This window comes from Octadecabacter arcticus 238, assembly GCF_000155735.2.
In the GTDB taxonomy this organism is placed as follows: Bacteria; Pseudomonadota; Alphaproteobacteria; order Rhodobacterales; family Rhodobacteraceae; genus Octadecabacter; species Octadecabacter arcticus.
The window spans coordinates 1,199,984-1,215,047 of sequence record NC_020908.1 but is presented as its reverse complement, the minus strand read 5'-3'; the positions used below and the strand labels follow the sequence as shown (position 1 = coordinate 1,215,047).

Sequence of the window (15,064 nt, the reverse complement as noted above, 5' to 3'; positions counted from 1 at the left end):
TAACACGAACATAAGAAAGATTTAACCTATGTCTGCTGACTTTTGTGCGGCTGGGGGCTCCGCGTTGCGCGCAGCGCGGTAAGCCAGCCCCGCAAAGACGGCACCTGTGACGCAAATCACGATGCTAACCCCGGCAATCCCCCACAGGCTGCCCGCTACCAATGCATAGATCGGCGTGCCGCTGAACGTGCCGATATTACCAAGCTGTGCCATGGCCCCGTTCGCGCGGGCCTGATCGCGCGGCACGTGGTTTAATTCCGGCACTGCGGCGAAATTCGCGCCCGCCGTCAGCCCCGTTGCAAACAACGCGCACAGCGCAATCGCAACGGATCCCGTTACCGCCATTACCACAAACAAAATAGCGGCCACAGCGAACCCGCCAACCGACAATCTTGAGGCCGCAATTTTGCGGGCCACAAAGCCGCTGGCGAACGTGCCGGACAAGTTTGCCAGCGGTAAAATAGCCGTTAGCCACGGCGCATTTAACGCGGCCGGTAAGAACGCCACCAACGCGATGAAGAGCGATGTGTAAATTCCGTGCCCCAAACCTGGCGCGAAATAACGCGGGTTTGAATAGATCGAACGATGCACGGCCATCACATTGGGCATCATGTTGCCGCCTGCCATCACCCGCGGCAATATCCACCACAGGATTGGAAACAAGGCGGCCAACACCAACCCATGCCCGACATACAGCGCCTGAACCCCACCCCATGCCAATACGCTTGGCGCGATAACGGCGACCAAGGCATACCCAACCCCGAAAAACGTGCCCCAAATCCCCATAACGACGCTTTTGTCGGATGGTTTTGCCAAAGCGACCATCATCGTCGGCAGGGCCACAACCAACAGCAAATGCCCGAACCCTTCCAGCACCCGGGTCGCCATGAACACAGCGAACGACATCTCGAAGCCTTGGATCAAGGATAGCGTCGCCGACATCACAACGGCCCATAGGACCGCATGTCGCACACCGATCTTGGACACGAAAAAGCCCGCCAATGCCCCACCTAAAATGCCGACAATCGATACCCCTGAGACTGCCAATGGCACTGAGGCGTCTGGATAAAGGTCCTGCACAGCACCCAATGTCAACGTCAGTTTCGCAAATTGCGCAGCGGCCAAAAGGCCGGTTGTCCACAACAAAGCAATCAACGGCCACATGGTTTTCTGGTCTGTCATGGAGTGTGGCTACGCCCGCTCGCAAGGCAGGGCAAGACACGAAAAAGGGCACCGTTGCGGGTGCCCTTTTCCGTCTCAACACTGCGCAGGCCACATTACATGTGAATAACGCGATCATAAGCATCCAGAACACTTTCATGCATCATTTCCGACAACGTCGGATGCGGGAACACGGTCTCCATCAGGTCTTCTTCGGTGGTCTCAAGCTTGCGCCCGATGACGTAGCCTTGGATCAGTTCAGTGACTTCCGCACCAATCATATGGGCGCCCAAAAGCTCACCGGTTTTGGCATCGAAAATCGTCTTTATCATGCCCTCGACTTCGCCCAAGGCAATCGCTTTGCCGTTGCCGATGAACGGGAAACGACCAACTTTGATCTCATATCCCAGCTCTTTCGCCTTCGCTTCGGTGTAGCCGACGGACGCGACCTGCGGGTGGCAATAGGTGCAGCCGGCAATGGTTTCAGGCTTGACGGGATGTGCGGATTTGCCCGCGATCAGATCAGCGACCATGGTGCCTTCATGGGAGGCTTTGTGCGCCAACCAAGGCGCGCCGGCGATATCGCCGATGGCATAAATTCCATCCACACCCGTGCGGCAATATTCATCCGTCACCACATGGGTGCGATCCAGCTTGACGCCCACCTCTTCAAGGCCGAGGCCTTCAACATTTCCGACAATACCAACAGCGGAAATGACGGTATCGAACTCCATCTTCTCGACCTTGCCGCCGACTTCGATGTGCGCGGTGACTTTGCCTTCGCCACGATCAAGCTTTTTGACCATCGCCTTTTCCATAATCTTCATGCCCTGCTTCACAAAGACTTTCTTTGCGAAGGCCGAAATTTCAGCGTCTTCAACCGGCAACACGCGATCCATGACTTCGACCACAGTCGTGTCAGCACCCAAGGTGTTGTAAAAGCTTGCAAATTCAATGCCGATTGCGCCCGATCCAATGACCAGCAACTTTTTGGGCATGCGCACAGGTTCCAGCGCCGCGCGGTACGTCCAGACCAAATCGCCGTCCGCCTCAAGACCGGGCAATTCACGCGCGCGCGCGCCGGTTGCCACAACGATGTTCTTGGCGGCCAAGTCTTCGACGCCTTTGTCTGTCTTGACCGAAACTTTACCCTTCGCGGTAATCCTCGCGTGGCCCATGATAACGGTACATTTGTTCTTTTTCAGAAGGTGGCCAATGCCGCCGGACAATTGCCCCGCAACCCCACGTGATCGCTTCACGACGGCGGGAAGATCGAAGTTAATACCGTCAGCCGACAGACCGAATTCCTTGGCGCGGTGCATCAGGTGGAACACTTCGGCGCTGCGCAACATTGCTTTGGTCGGGATGCATCCCCAATTCAGGCAAATTCCGCCCAAATTTTCGCGTTCTACAACGCAGACCTTAAGCCCTAATTGCGCGCCCCGAATAGCGGCGACATAGCCACCGGGTCCTGCGCCGATCACGATCATATCAAAGTGTTTTGTTTCATCTTGGGCCAAGCTGGAATCCTCCTCATCCGAATTTAGTTTAGTATTAAACCATATTTCAGATCAGAACCAGTGACCCAGCGTTATTTCGGCTATGCGCGGGCGGCACAGCTTAGCTCGTTGTAGATATTGCGGCCTCCACGCGGTTGCGCCCTCCAGCTTTGGCGACATAAAGAGCTTCATCGGCTTGCTTCATCAAAACGCTCGGCGGGGTCGCACCCCCGTCATGGGCCACGACACCTGATGAAATGGTGACGCGCGGCAAAGGTCCAAATGCCGTCCGCACTTCAATAGCTTCAACATCGCGGCGCAGACTTTCGGCACAGGCCAGCGCCTCGTCCAGATCGGTTTTGGGCACCAGAATTGCAAATTCTTCGCGGCCAATCCGCGCACAGATCGCATCATCGGGCATCACCGCAACCATGCGTTCCGCCAAGGCGCGCAGCACCAAGTCACCTGCCTCATGCCCATGATTGTCGTTGAACGTCTTAAATTTATCCGCATCAAACGAGATCAGGCCAAAACCCTTTTCGCCACGTTCGAACGACACTGTCTCACGCCGCATCGAGTCCATGAAATAACGACGGTTATAAAGCCCCGTCAGCGGATCGCGGATAGATTGGTCGTGCAGTTCATAGCGCAGTTTCACATTGGCAATCGCCATTGAAATATGTTCTGCGCACCGCGTCGCGAACTGCCCAAGTGCCTTTGCAAACGACGGTTTGTCCGTTGCGGCGAAATTGATGTGCAATAAACCGGCTCTTCTCCGCTTTGTTGAGTTATTCTAGGATTTCAAATAGAACATAGATTGATTATCTGGGATGGATGATTGTCTAATTTTGAGTTTGAAGTATTCGGTATCCCTGATGCCCCTGGCTCGTTTGCGGATCATTCCTATACTGACATTACCAGCCTCTATCCTGGCGCTTGTCAGCTTGTGTTTCGCGTAGTTGCATATGCCCACACAATGTTTTCTTAGGGATTTTGCGAACTTTTTCAGATAGAGCATGTGTGACTGATCTGCGATCAGGCACCAATTTTCCAGTTGCTCTGACATCCCCTCAAATGATGGGGCGCTCCACAGAGCCTGAAGCTGTTCTTTTAAGACGTAAAGCGTATTCAGGTTGCTATTGCTCTCCAGCAACGTTTGCAGCTTGTTACTTTGTTTTTCATTCAACTTATCCGCATTTTTGAGCAACAGATAATGCGTGCCCTTCATCAACTCTTTACCACTTTGATCGGCCTTCCTGAACTCAAGGCGACGCTGATTATGGATAGCCTTGCTGTAGTTTTTCATGACGTGGAAACGGTCAAATACGATGTCGGCCATCGGCAAGGACTCCCTGACAGCCTTTTGGTAGGCAGGCCCCATATCCATCGACACGGCCTTTATTTTATGGGCTGTATCTGGCCGCAGCTGTTTCAAAAACCTTGAAAAAACTTCGGCAGTTCGACCGGCTTCCACCCAGATCAGATGCCCTCCGACCATATCGTAGACCACCGTCATATAGTCATGACCTTTCGCCCGGGCCACTTCATCGACACCAATGTATTCCAAGCCAGCAAGCTGTGCGGGATCAAGCGCAGGGAGCGTTTCCATCAGGTATGCCTTGTCGATATTCTTTACCGTCTCCCATCGTATACCTAAATGCCTGGAGACAGCCAGAATGGATAAATGACGGCACAATCCACTGATAAGATGGCAAAATCGATGGGTGAAACGGCACCCTTTATCAACAAAAGGACACGCCTCAATGCGGCGCTCACCCTTGCTAATAAAAACCTGCGCTAGCTCAATCTCAATCACACAAGGATACCCAAAAAACGGGATGTCGTTTACTTGTCGGCGAATATGTTGGTTGATGCTACCCTTCTTGCCGGTTGCAGGGTCTATAGCGCTCCTGCGGGCATCCCGACTGCACTGAACAATAACCTTCGCACCGTCTTCAGCCAGCTCAATTTCATTTACACGTTGCCCCTTCAGGCGTAAAATATGTTGCGAGATGTCGATGGTCATATACCTGCCCTATGTAAAGTTGTCAGAAACCTAACATATCAACAGGTTACTTGATGGTCGGCATCTTTTCTTACTCAACAAAGCGGAGAAGAGCCAATAAACCCACCGTATCGCCGTGGGCAATAACCGGTATGCAAATGTATTCCCCCAGCTGGCCCGACAGTTCCGGCCGCAAGTGGTCACATGGAAAACACAGCGTATTGGGGCTGTGTTCATAGGCGCGCCCGCGCCGCAATGACCAACACGAATCCGGTGTTATGTGATCGTTCATCATCCCGTCTTGGCCCCATTCACAAGCCCCATCCAAGACATCGCGTGAATTAGAATACAGGTAGAGTTCGCCAAAACTGTCGGGCAGCAAATACCCCATGAATTTAGCAACGATCTGAAACAACTCATCCAGAGATTTACATGATTGCAGCCATTCATCGAGGTTTGACAACGTATGCGCTTCGGCTTGGCGCGCCCGTTCTTCCAACAGAATTTCACGCGCCTGCGCTTCGGCGTCTTCTGCGGCTTGTTTGGCTACTGCCAGATCAGCCGCCGCTTGGCGCGCTTCGGTGACATCCGTGGACGTCACGACATATCCCCCTTCACGGGTGGGTCGCGCATAGGTTGCCACCACACGACCGGATGGCAAAGTGCGATCAAATTGAAATGAAACATGCGCCAACAGGCGGCGTTTGTGTTCCGCCAATATATCAGCGGAAAATTCGCCGCACGCGCAGGCGGCGTCCAGAAAATCGTCCCGCTTGGTGCCAATCCCGATTGCATCGCGTTCAAGTTCAAGAACATCAAAAACACGCGTGTTGTGCAATTCGCAGGTGCCGTCAGGCGACCAGACGATAATCCCCTGCTCCATCACATTCATGATTTGCGTGGCCAGCATCAGATCACCGTTATCGTCGCCGCGAATGTCTTGCCAAGACACAGGCGCGCCAGTTTGAATCTTTTCTGGTTTGGTCATGCTGGTCCCTTGCCAATAAACGGCGAACCTGCACCATAACCCATTACGATCCGGTTAAAGGCGCATCTTATACCAGCGGCCAGAATATCTGACTCATTTTTTTGGTTTTAATTTTTGGCAAACTCTGAATCAATATTCTCCATAGATTGGGAGGTGCTCATGGGTGGAGCCATAAAAATTACGCGCACGGATATGTCTGCGAAAGATTTGCGCCGTGCGGCAAAGCGAACCAAGGATGGGCGGGTTGTACGGCGACTACTGGCCATAGCGCTGGTGCTTGATGGGGTGGATCGTGAAACGGCTGCCCGCAGCAGTGGTATGGATCGACAAACACTTCGGGATTGGGCGCATCGCTTTAACGCAGAAGGCATTGAGGGGTTATCGGATCGGAATGGCAAGGGGGCAAAACCACGGTTGTCGCCCAAGCAACAGGCGCAATTTGTGGCGTGGGTGGAGGCCGGGCCCGACCCAGTAAAAGATGGCGTAGTACGATGGCGTTGTGTCGACTTGCAGGCTCGTGTTGAAGAGGAGTTCGACGTGAAACTGCATGTGCGTACGATTGGGAAATATCTAACCAAGCATGGCTTTCGCCGCCTGTCTGTGCGTCCAGAGCATCCGAAAACTGATCGCGAAGCGCAGCAGACTTTTAAAAAAACTTTACCAGCCTCGTAAACGATACTCTGCCAGAACATGCAAAGGGGAAGCCTCTTGAGGTATGGTTCCAAGATGAAGCCCGCGTTGGACAACAGGGGACACTCACCCGTAAATGGGCCAAGCGTGGAACTCGCCCGCGCGCACCCCGTGATATACGCTTCAAATGGAGTTATATCTTTGGTGCCGCTTGTCCCGCACGTGGTACCGCCGCAGGTCTCGTCCTGCCCTACGTCAACGCCGAGGCTATGGGGCTGCATCTTGATGAGATCGCAAAAGCTGTCGCACCCGGCTCACATGCCTTGCTGATTGTTGATGGGGCGGGGTGGCATGGCGCAAAATGTTTGCAGGTGCCAGATAAAATTACGCTCGTTAAGCTGCCACCGTATTCACCCGAACTGAACCCCATGGAAAACGTCTGGGCTTATCTGCGAGCCAATAAACTCGCAATCACAGTTTTCGACACCTATGACGAAATACTCGACAAATGTGCACAAGCTTGGAACTTCTTTGCGAACGACCCAGAGCGAATAAGTTCAATCACAGATCGAGAATGGGCAAGGGTCACTTAATTCGGCCGTTGGTATTAGGCGGCCGTTTTTGCGTCAACGACCCGAAGGGCCGATGCGTATCCACCCTCTTTCATCCAGCGCGCTTCTGCAGATGTGGTCGCGCGATCAAGGGCCTCGTTGCGAAATGGAAACCTTCCGAACTGGCGAATAATCTCACGATGGGCGCGGGCGTGGCGTAAACTGTCCAGCCCGACTTCCGGCATCCGCGTCTTCATCAATCGGCAGCATCGGTCTTGATCGATCAGGTTTTCAGAATGCATCAAGGGTATATAAAAAAACTGGCGCACGGGTTCGGGTATCCGCAAATCCCAGTCGCGTTCGATCGCTATTTTGGCCGATGCCCGCGCGCTTTTGTCTGTCACAAACGCATCTGCGGTGCCGCGATGCATGTTGCGCGGCAGTTGATCGGTCAGCACAATATATCCAAGTGTTCCGACCGGTGACGTCAACCAAAGCCCACAGGCTCCCGTGCGTGCCTCACGCCAAGTGGCGGCGAATTTCTCACGCAATTCTGCGTCAAGTTCGGCGTTGCCGCTGTACCAGCCAACCGGCCCCACGTCATCGACCCAATACGATAATACCTGTTCAGGAGTGACCATTGCTGTCCCTTTCGATCCCAACTCGTGCCCCATCTTTGACCGTTACAGAAACCGTAAGCTCTGGCAACCTCTAGGTATTTTGCTCTGCCTCCGCAGCTTGGTCTTCCAGTTCTGTTTCGATGTAAATCTCTTGCGAAACCCCCAAGGCGACATGCGACGAACTGGCCAGAACCGGCGCGTAGTGTACCTGATCCTCAACCGATGTATCGCTGGGCCGCTGCAGGACCCGTACCAATCCATATACCGCCATTGTGAGCATCAGGAATGCCACAACAACCCAGAAATAAGCCTCACCAAAGGCACCCATCACATAGCCCAACAGAATCGGGCCCATGATCGCCCCAAAACCGTTGATAAAGATGAATCCGGCGGACGCCGCTGCCATGTCTTCGTGTTCAAGAAAGTCGTTCGCGTAAGCAATATAGAGCGAATAAAGTGGGTTTGACGTGCCCCCGACAATCGCGGCCCCGACCAGAATGACATAGTAATCACCCCCTGACATCGCCGACAGCAACGCCCCCACACCGCCCAACGCCGCGAGCCCGATGATCAGGATACGTCGATCCATCCGGTCTGACGCCCAACCGATTGGATACTGCGCCGCCAAAGCCGTGACATAAATCACTGACACCAGCAGCGAAATCTGCCCGACGCTCATCCCGGCTTGCGTGCCGTAAACCGCCGTCATGCCAAACTGCGCCGCAAACACACCGCCCAACAAAAACATCCCGACAGACGCTAAAGGCGATATTTTTACGAGATTACGGATGCTCATGGCTCGCGTGGTTTCAAACGACGGTGTCGGGGACACTGACAGCAAAATCGGTGCAAACGCCAGCGAAACCAGAACGGACGGGATAATGAACAAGACATAGCCGCCAACGTCACCGACGCTCAAAATACCCTGTGCCACAACGATGCCCGACATCTGTGCCAACATATAAACACTCAGCGATTTTCCACGGTTTTCGTTGGTCGCGGCGTTGTTCAGCCAGCTTTCCGCCGTCACATAAACGCCCGCGAAACAGAACCCGATCACAACGCGGCCCAATGTCCACGCCCAGACTTCGGTCAGGACCGGATACAGGATTAACACGGCAGATATCGTCGAACCAAGGGCGGCAAACACCCGCACATGGCCAACCCGACGGATCATTTCCGGCGCGAGGCGTGATCCCCCCAAGAAGCCAACGAAATAGGCCGACATGATGATCGACATATGGAAGGTCGAAAAGTTCTCAATGCCGCCACGGATACCCAGGAGTGTCCCCTGCAATCCGTTGCCAACCATCAGCATGAACATACCAAGGAACAGCGCCCATGACCCGATTAAAACCTTAAGCATCGTGCGCCCTTCCAGACTTTATCTTTCCGTTGACTACGACTTGCGCGAGTCACCAATTTGCGTCGCCCCTAAAGACGACGAATTCATGCCGCAAGCCGTCACTTTGGGCCACAAGCGGCTTCTAGCCCAAGAGTAATTGCAGTTTTATGACCACGGCGCTGCGTCCAGCGAGTTGGCGCGCCTACTTTGGAATTTGATCGGACTTGCCATTTGTCAGCTTTGACGCGATCCAGCGGCGCGCGCCAGCAAATCGCAACACCACACATAGGCCAAGCCCGATCATGATCAAGGCAAACGCCACCCCGGACCACTCCAGCACAAACAGCGAGATCAGTGCCAGCACCATCACGCCCCAGCGCAAGGCCAGCAGGGCGTTAGGCACCTGTTCAACCTTCATTCGCATCCGTTAACCCTTTGGCAACAAAATGGACGCGTCACCGTAGCTGAAAAACCGGTATTCATTGGCGATCGCATGCGCATAGATGTCCTTGATGCGCTGCGTGCCCATCAACGCGCTCACCAACATCATCAACGTAGATTTCGGCAGGTGAAAATTGGTCATCAGACCGTCAGTGATTTGAAATTCGAACCCAGGCGTGATGAAGATATCCGTCTCGCCTTCCCATTCCACAAGCGTGCCAGAGGCCCCTGCAGTTTCGATCAGACGGCACGCGGTTGTGCCAACGGGGATGACACGGCCACCCGCCGCCTTGGTCGCCATGATGTCGGACGCCGCCAGCGCGCTGACCTGTCCCCACTCAGAATGCATCACGTGATCGGCAACATCATCGACCTTCACCGGCACGAACGTTCCTGCCCCCACATGCAGCGTCACATAGCTGATTTTCACGCCCATCGCGATGAGGTCATCCAGCAACCATTGCTCAAAATGCAAAGACGCCGTTGGTGCGGCCACAGCCCCGGATGCGCGGGCCCAAACCGTCTGATAATCGTCTTTGTCCAGATCATCGGCTGGCCGTTTTGCAGCAATATATGGCGGCAAAGGCATCGCACCCACCGCGTTCAAGGCGGTATCAAAATCATCGTCTTTGACGTTAAATTCCAGATAGCCCATACCATCGTAGCGGTGCACCAGCATGGCCGATAGATCTTGCGAAAACACGATCCGTTCGCCATCGCGCACTTTGCGCAGCGGCTTGATTAACGCAGCCCACGTGCCATCGGCCTGCGGTTCCAGCAACGTGACTTCGATCTTGGCCAGCCCCGCGCCATCCGGGCTTTTGCGGATGCGTTCCCCGAACAGCCGCGCGGGAATAACTTTGGTGTCGTTCAGCACCAGATGATCGCCCGCCTGCAGCACCGATCTTAGGTCTGTCACCTGTAGATCGTGCGTTTCAGGCCCGTCTGCCACCAACAATTTGGCAGAACTGCGGGGTCGCACGGGGCGCACCGCGATCAGCGTGTCAGGCAGATCGAAATCAAAATCGCTCAGCTTCATTGTCAGCGTCCTATGGATCTTGGGTCCTATTGGCCCACGGTGGGGGGGGGGGGGCGGAAAATATCGCGAAACATTCCCGGCGTCAGTGCCGACAGCGGATTTACCGAAACCGACGGGTTGTCAACGGGGCCACGCAAATTGAAATTGAACCCGATCAGCCCTTCTCCGGGGCGCGTAAAAATCGCACCAATCCCGTTGATTAAAAACAGCGGCGACACGACCCCCTGAAAATCCATCGTTCCCGTGCCTTGGCTGTAAATTCCGTCCAGCGAAATGCCAAGGCCCGGACCAACCGCGCTTGATTGTGTGACGATCACACGATCCGGCGTCAGTCGGAATTGCGCATCGACATCCGTGAACAATAAGCCCTGTCCGCCCATCTGGGACAGCAGCCCAACGACCGAAATCGCATCCAGAAGCGACGCCAGCGCTGGCGCATCGCGGATGCGCAACGCAGTGCCAACCAAGGTTCCGTCATAACTGCCCTCAGCGCCCGCAGGGATCAGGGTCAACTGCACCTCGCCACCATAGGCGTTGCGCAAAAGCCCCGCGGCGCGAAACAGACCTCCGGCGTCATCACTGACAATGCGCACGGCGGATCGCCCATTGACCGGCACCACTGTCCCACGCACCGCAGTTGCGCCATTTACGTCGCCCTGAAACTGCCCCTGAAGCCCCGCTGGCGATGTAAACGTGCCGCGAAAATTCTCAATCGCGATGCTGTCCGTGATTTGCAAACGATCCAGTGCGAGGTCCAGCGGCGCGCCCTCACCGTCTCCACCCGCATCGAAATTCGCCGCCCGAAGGTCCAGCGTTCCGCCTGCAATTTGCACCTGAACAGGGCGACCCGCGCCGCGTCCGAGCAGCACGACAGGCGCGTCAAGCCAGCCCCCCAAACGCACCCTTTCAAACGCCGCGCGGTATAGTCCGCCACCAGGCGCCAACCGGATCGTGCCCGTGGTCTGCAAACCGGGCGCTGTAATCGACAATTCGTCAATGCGCGGCGTTTCACCAAGCTGCCCGACAATCGTCAATGCTGCCGCCACCTCGCGCGCTTTGGACCAGCCCAAACCGGCCAGTGACAATTCCGCACCGCGCAAATCAGACGTCAGACGAAACCCTGCCGCGTTTGGGTCGCTCAGGTTGATGGCAACCTGCGCGGGCGCTTGGCCCGTGACCATCCCCGGCGGCAAATTGACGTTGAACGCATCTAGAAAAGCAGGTCCGATGTTGACGCTGGCGTCAACCCACGCGGTGCCCTCTGACCCTTCACCCAATGCGCGCGAAAACGTAACCGCGCCGCCAACGTCGCCCAGTTGCACAGGCCCGCGCACCACCAAACTGTCCGCGTTTGCACTCACTTGCAGCGCTGATGCGGTGATCGTGCGGTTCGGGATCAAAATATCAGATCGCACATTTCGCACCTGCGCGCTGGCAGACCATGCCCTTTGATCTGGCGTAATGCCTTTTCCCAATGGTGTTTCAAGCACGACTTGAATGTTTGCGTTACCCTGCGCGAAACCCACCGGTAAATCCGAATTGCGCAGCGCGTTGAACGGTTCAAGGTTCAGGATCGCCATCGCCGCCGTCAAACGCCCCTGCAAGGACAAATCAAACCGCGCCGACGCGTTCGGGATGCCTGTGTGGGGGATCACCATTGTGCTTCCCGCCATTTCAATCCGCCCACCATTCGGTGCTGTCACTTGGCCGCGGTCCAGCGTCATCGCCATGCGTCGATCAAGGATCGACAGCGTGCCGCTTGCGCCTTCAATGGGTGGCAAAGTGGGCATAATCGCGATGTCCGCATCACGAAATTCCATCGACAATGCCAAAGACGGTGGCGCATCCGGGCGGGCGCGGAACACGACTGTGGGATCGTAAAAATAGCCACTCCGCACATTTTCAACAAGCCAGTCGCGGGTCTCTGCTGCCATATCTGTCGGCCAAAGGGCAATCACCTGATCGGAGCGAATTTCGTCCGTCTGCACGTCAAGGGCAACAGACCAGCCTTGTGACCCCGCCGAGACCTGCCCATGCATGCGCAGGGGCACATCGTCATTCACAAACACCGCCTGCCCGATATCCAGCGTGAACGGATCAAGGCGTAACCGGAAATCCAAGTTCGCCTGCGACATCGCAATCCGGCTGTCGAATATCACCTCGGGTGCGCTGGAAATCTCGCTAAATTGCAACTGGCCCAACAGCGCCAACGGCCACCCGTCTTCAAATTCACGCAGATACGTGCGCGCCGTCCCCGCCACACGCCCAAGGGCGCTGTCCACTTCAATCAGATCAAACGTCAACTGATCGGCCAAGGGATCATAGCTTAGATAAGTGCGCGCAGAATTAAACGGTATAGGCCGCGCTTGGGAATTGGGCCGCAATTCGCCCGCGCCAATCTGCAACGTGGCCGACACCGACGTCAGCCCGCCGTCCTCGTCCAACTGGCCGCGCACGGCCCCCGAAATCGGCGCATCAAGAACGCCAAGCCACGCCAGCAGTGGCGATTGGCTGGCAATGTCTGCCGCCGCCGCATCCGTGATCGCCAGCCCGATCTGCGCCGTCCGGCTGCCGCGCGGCGAATTATAGGTGAGTTCGGCGTTGGTCACGTAAGACCGCCCCGACAACAACGCGACATTCGCACGCAGTTGCAGCCCACCATCGCGCACATCAAGCGCAATGCGTCCGTCATCAATGATCCAGGACCGCCCCGCACGCGCATCAATATAATTGATGATCAATCCGGTGGCGTGCACCTGCTCAAGCGCCTCAAGCGCGCCCTCGTTGAAGACCTGATCGATTTGATCCAACAAATCTAGAAAACCATCCGCCGCACCAATGGCAGCGGAGTCTTGGTGAAACGCCAACGCCACTGTGCCGTCCTTGGCACGTCGCAGCGAAATTTGCGCGCCGCGCAGTGTAATGTCCTGCGCCAGAATACGCCCCTGCAACACTCCGCGCGGCGACACCAAGGCTTCGATGCGCGGAACGCGTGCCAAGACGCCACCGTCAGCGTCGCGCAACACCGCGTTCTCCAAAACCAATCGCGGGTGAAAATCTTGCCCGATCGTGACCTTCATGGCGCCAAACCCCATCGATCCGCCGGCCAAGACCTCAGCCGCGCGCACTTCGACGTCGCGCACAATCCATGATGGCGCCGACACCTCGCGACCGATCAGCAAAACTGCGGCGATAATCACCATCAACACCGGGGCGCCGATCGTCAAGATCAGGGCGCGCAGCCACCACCACACGCGCAAAGATTTCGGGCGGCGGGTCTTCACCTGCGGCACGTCAATTTCTGCTGGGGTATTACTGTTCTCGTTCATAGGGGTTTATAATCGCCGCTGTCGGGCTAGAACGCAATACAACCTGAATGGACCCCAAAATGTCAGAACTTCGTGAAGGCGATACAGCCCCCGCCATCTCCCTGCCCCGTGACGGCGCCAACACCGTCACCTTGGCCGACCTGAAAGGCCCTGTCGTGGTCTATTTCTATCCGCGCGACGACACGCCGGGCTGCACGACCGAAGCGATCGGGTTCACCGATCAACTGGTCGCGTTTAGCGCAAGCGGTGCCACGATCCTCGGCGTCAGCAAAGACACCGTCGCCAAGCACGAAAAGTTTATCACCAAACACAACCTAAAAATTGCACTGTTGTCTGACGCTGAGGGTGACGTCTGCGAACGCTACGGCGTCTGGGGCGAGAAAAAGATGTACGGCAAGGTCTTTATGGGGATCGAACGCGCCACATTCCTGATCGTCGACGGCAAAATCGCCAAAATCTGGCGCAAAGTAAAAGTGCCGGGCCACGTCGAAGACGTCTTGGACACCATCCGTGCGCTCTAGACAGAAAATTTAACGTACTGCGTTAACGATCATAAAAGTTGAAACTAGGAGAGACCACAATGCACACCCGTAGAACATTCCTCGCGACCTCTGGTGCGGCGATCACATTGCTACCGTTTGCAGCGCGCGCCGACGGCCATGCACCTGATATGTTTCCAACATCGATGGGCGATTTGACCGTCCATCCCATCGCGCACGCATCCCTTGTGCTGGAACTGGCTGATGGCACAATCTACGTCGATCCGGTTGGTGATGCTGCGGACTACGCGGGCCTACCTGCGGCGGCCATAATCCTGATCACCCATGAACATGGTGATCACTTCGATGCCGAAACGCTTGCAGCACTCGACACTGGTTCCAGCGTCTTCATCACCAATCCAGCCGTGTTCGCCATGCTAACCGAAGACCAGCAAGCCCGCGCAACATCGCTTGCCAATGGCGACAGGATGGGTCTGGGCGATCTGACGATTGATGCAATCGCGGCCTATAACACCACCGAAGACCGCCTGAACTTCCACCCCCAAGGGCGCGACAACGGCTATGTGCTGACCTATCGTGACTTCCGCGTCTACATTTCCGGTGACACCGAAGACACGCCCGAAATGCGCGGCCTTGAAAACATCGACCTCGCTTTTGTCTGCATGAACTTGCCGTTCACGATGGACGCAGAAGCTGCAGCATCAGCGGTCGCTGAATTTGCCCCGACGTATGTCTATCCCTACCACTACCGTGGCCGCGACAACGGCACACAAGACCCTGCCGAATTCGCCGCAATGCTGCCTGACGGAATCGAAGCAAAAATGGGCGGTTGGTACAGCTAACCGTATCCACCCCTTGCGGATCGGCAAAGATTTTAGAGCCGGTCCGCAAACCAGCCTTTCGCACCATGACTGCACTGCAGTGACTTCGCCGCCATAGTCATTAAACCTACGCCA

The 15,064-nt window shown here is 55.8% G+C and carries 13 protein-coding genes; 3 read left to right on the top strand and 10 right to left on the bottom strand.

Annotated elements, in window-relative coordinates:
• Window positions 1-21 precede the first annotated feature (21 nt).
• The 5 genes from OA238_RS06390 to OA238_RS06370 all read right to left on the bottom strand — a co-directional run bounded on the left by OA238_RS06390 (window position 22) and on the right by OA238_RS06370 (window position 5,653).
• Window positions 22-1,182: an MFS transporter gene (locus OA238_RS06390; RefSeq protein WP_015494553.1), complete on the bottom strand. Its 1,161-nt coding sequence runs from the start codon at window positions 1,180-1,182 to the stop codon at window positions 22-24.
• A 95-nt stretch (window positions 1,183-1,277) separates the two neighbouring features.
• Complete coding sequence (lpdA, locus tag OA238_RS06385) at window positions 1,278-2,651, bottom strand: dihydrolipoyl dehydrogenase (protein ID WP_044038026.1); 1,374 nt, start codon at window positions 2,649-2,651, stop codon at window positions 1,278-1,280.
• A 130-nt stretch (window positions 2,652-2,781) separates the two neighbouring features.
• On the bottom strand, window positions 2,782-3,420 hold the full coding sequence (locus OA238_RS06380) for a GGDEF domain-containing protein (protein WP_051076409.1): 639 nt from the start codon (window positions 3,418-3,420) through the stop codon (window positions 2,782-2,784).
• A 33-nt stretch (window positions 3,421-3,453) separates the two neighbouring features.
• Entirely contained in the window at window positions 3,454-4,686 is a 1,233-nt protein-coding gene (locus OA238_RS06375; protein ID WP_015493537.1) for an ISL3 family transposase, read from the bottom strand.
• A 70-nt stretch (window positions 4,687-4,756) separates the two neighbouring features.
• Window positions 4,757-5,653, bottom strand: a complete 897-nt coding sequence (locus OA238_RS06370) for a PAS-domain containing protein (RefSeq protein ID WP_015494551.1) — start codon at window positions 5,651-5,653, stop codon at window positions 4,757-4,759.
• A gap of 159 nt (window positions 5,654-5,812) precedes the next feature.
• On the opposite strand from OA238_RS06370, the gene OA238_RS29820 reads away from it, so the two are divergent.
• Window positions 5,813-6,876, top strand: a protein-coding gene (locus OA238_RS29820; protein ID WP_085982726.1) for an IS630 family transposase whose coding sequence is annotated in 2 segments (ribosomal slippage) — window positions 5,813-6,317 and window positions 6,317-6,876 — 1,065 coding nt in all. Because the reading frame shifts where the segments join, the coding sequence is not laid out codon by codon here.
• 14 nt (window positions 6,877-6,890) lie between these two features.
• Here OA238_RS29820 and OA238_RS06355 read toward each other — a convergent pair.
• The 5 genes from OA238_RS06355 to OA238_RS06335 all read right to left on the bottom strand — a co-directional run bounded on the left by OA238_RS06355 (window position 6,891) and on the right by OA238_RS06335 (window position 13,608).
• Complete coding sequence (locus OA238_RS06355; protein ID WP_015494550.1) at window positions 6,891-7,475, bottom strand: DUF924 family protein; 585 nt, start codon at window positions 7,473-7,475, stop codon at window positions 6,891-6,893.
• A 70-nt stretch (window positions 7,476-7,545) separates the two neighbouring features.
• Window positions 7,546-8,820, bottom strand: a complete 1,275-nt coding sequence (locus OA238_RS06350) for an MFS transporter (RefSeq protein ID WP_015494549.1) — start codon at window positions 8,818-8,820, stop codon at window positions 7,546-7,548.
• Between the two features lie 181 nt (window positions 8,821-9,001).
• Window positions 9,002-9,223, bottom strand: a complete 222-nt coding sequence (locus tag OA238_RS06345; RefSeq protein WP_044036404.1) for a hypothetical protein — start codon at window positions 9,221-9,223, stop codon at window positions 9,002-9,004.
• A gap of 3 nt (window positions 9,224-9,226) precedes the next feature.
• Window positions 9,227-10,279: a tRNA preQ1(34) S-adenosylmethionine ribosyltransferase-isomerase QueA gene (gene queA / locus OA238_RS06340; RefSeq protein ID WP_015494548.1), complete on the bottom strand. Its 1,053-nt coding sequence runs from the start codon at window positions 10,277-10,279 to the stop codon at window positions 9,227-9,229.
• Window positions 10,280-10,305: 26 nt separating this feature from the next.
• Window positions 10,306-13,608, bottom strand: coding sequence for a YhdP family protein (locus tag OA238_RS06335; protein WP_015494547.1), 3,303 nt, complete (start codon window positions 13,606-13,608; stop codon window positions 10,306-10,308).
• A gap of 59 nt (window positions 13,609-13,667) precedes the next feature.
• Here OA238_RS06335 and bcp point away from each other — a divergent pair, with 59 nt between their 5' ends.
• Both bcp and OA238_RS06325 read left to right on the top strand, forming a co-directional pair.
• Window positions 13,668-14,129, top strand: coding sequence for a thioredoxin-dependent thiol peroxidase (gene bcp / locus OA238_RS06330; RefSeq protein WP_044038021.1), 462 nt, complete (start codon window positions 13,668-13,670; stop codon window positions 14,127-14,129).
• A gap of 59 nt (window positions 14,130-14,188) precedes the next feature.
• Entirely contained in the window at window positions 14,189-14,950 is a 762-nt protein-coding gene (locus OA238_RS06325) for an MBL fold metallo-hydrolase (protein WP_015494545.1), read from the top strand.
• The last annotated feature ends 114 nt before the right edge of the window (window positions 14,951-15,064 follow it).

What these genes read in the sequence shown, in the direction of transcription:
- OA238_RS06375 (WP_015493537.1), bottom strand. Translation starts at nt 4,686, where the DNA reads ATGACCATCGACATCTCGCAACATATTTTACGCCTGAAGGGGCAACGT.
- OA238_RS06325 (WP_015494545.1), top strand. Translation starts at nt 14,189, where the DNA reads ATGCACACCCGTAGAACATTCCTCGCGACCTCTGGTGCGGCGATCACA.
- OA238_RS06390 (WP_015494553.1), bottom strand. Translation starts at nt 1,182, where the DNA reads ATGACAGACCAGAAAACCATGTGGCCGTTGATTGCTTTGTTGTGGACA.
- OA238_RS06350 (WP_015494549.1), bottom strand. Translation starts at nt 8,820, where the DNA reads ATGCTTAAGGTTTTAATCGGGTCATGGGCGCTGTTCCTTGGTATGTTC.
- OA238_RS06335 (WP_015494547.1), bottom strand. Translation starts at nt 13,608, where the DNA reads ATGAACGAGAACAGTAATACCCCAGCAGAAATTGACGTGCCGCAGGTG.
- OA238_RS06370 (WP_015494551.1), bottom strand. Translation starts at nt 5,653, where the DNA reads ATGACCAAACCAGAAAAGATTCAAACTGGCGCGCCTGTGTCTTGGCAA.
- queA (WP_015494548.1), bottom strand. Translation starts at nt 10,279, where the DNA reads ATGAAGCTGAGCGATTTTGATTTCGATCTGCCTGACACGCTGATCGCG.
- lpdA (WP_044038026.1), bottom strand. Translation starts at nt 2,651, where the DNA reads ATGATCGTGATCGGCGCAGGACCCGGTGGCTATGTCGCCGCTATTCGG.
- OA238_RS06355 (WP_015494550.1), bottom strand. Translation starts at nt 7,475, where the DNA reads ATGGTCACTCCTGAACAGGTATTATCGTATTGGGTCGATGACGTGGGG.
- OA238_RS06345 (WP_044036404.1), bottom strand. Translation starts at nt 9,223, where the DNA reads ATGCGAATGAAGGTTGAACAGGTGCCTAACGCCCTGCTGGCCTTGCGC.
- bcp (WP_044038021.1), top strand. Translation starts at nt 13,668, where the DNA reads ATGTCAGAACTTCGTGAAGGCGATACAGCCCCCGCCATCTCCCTGCCC.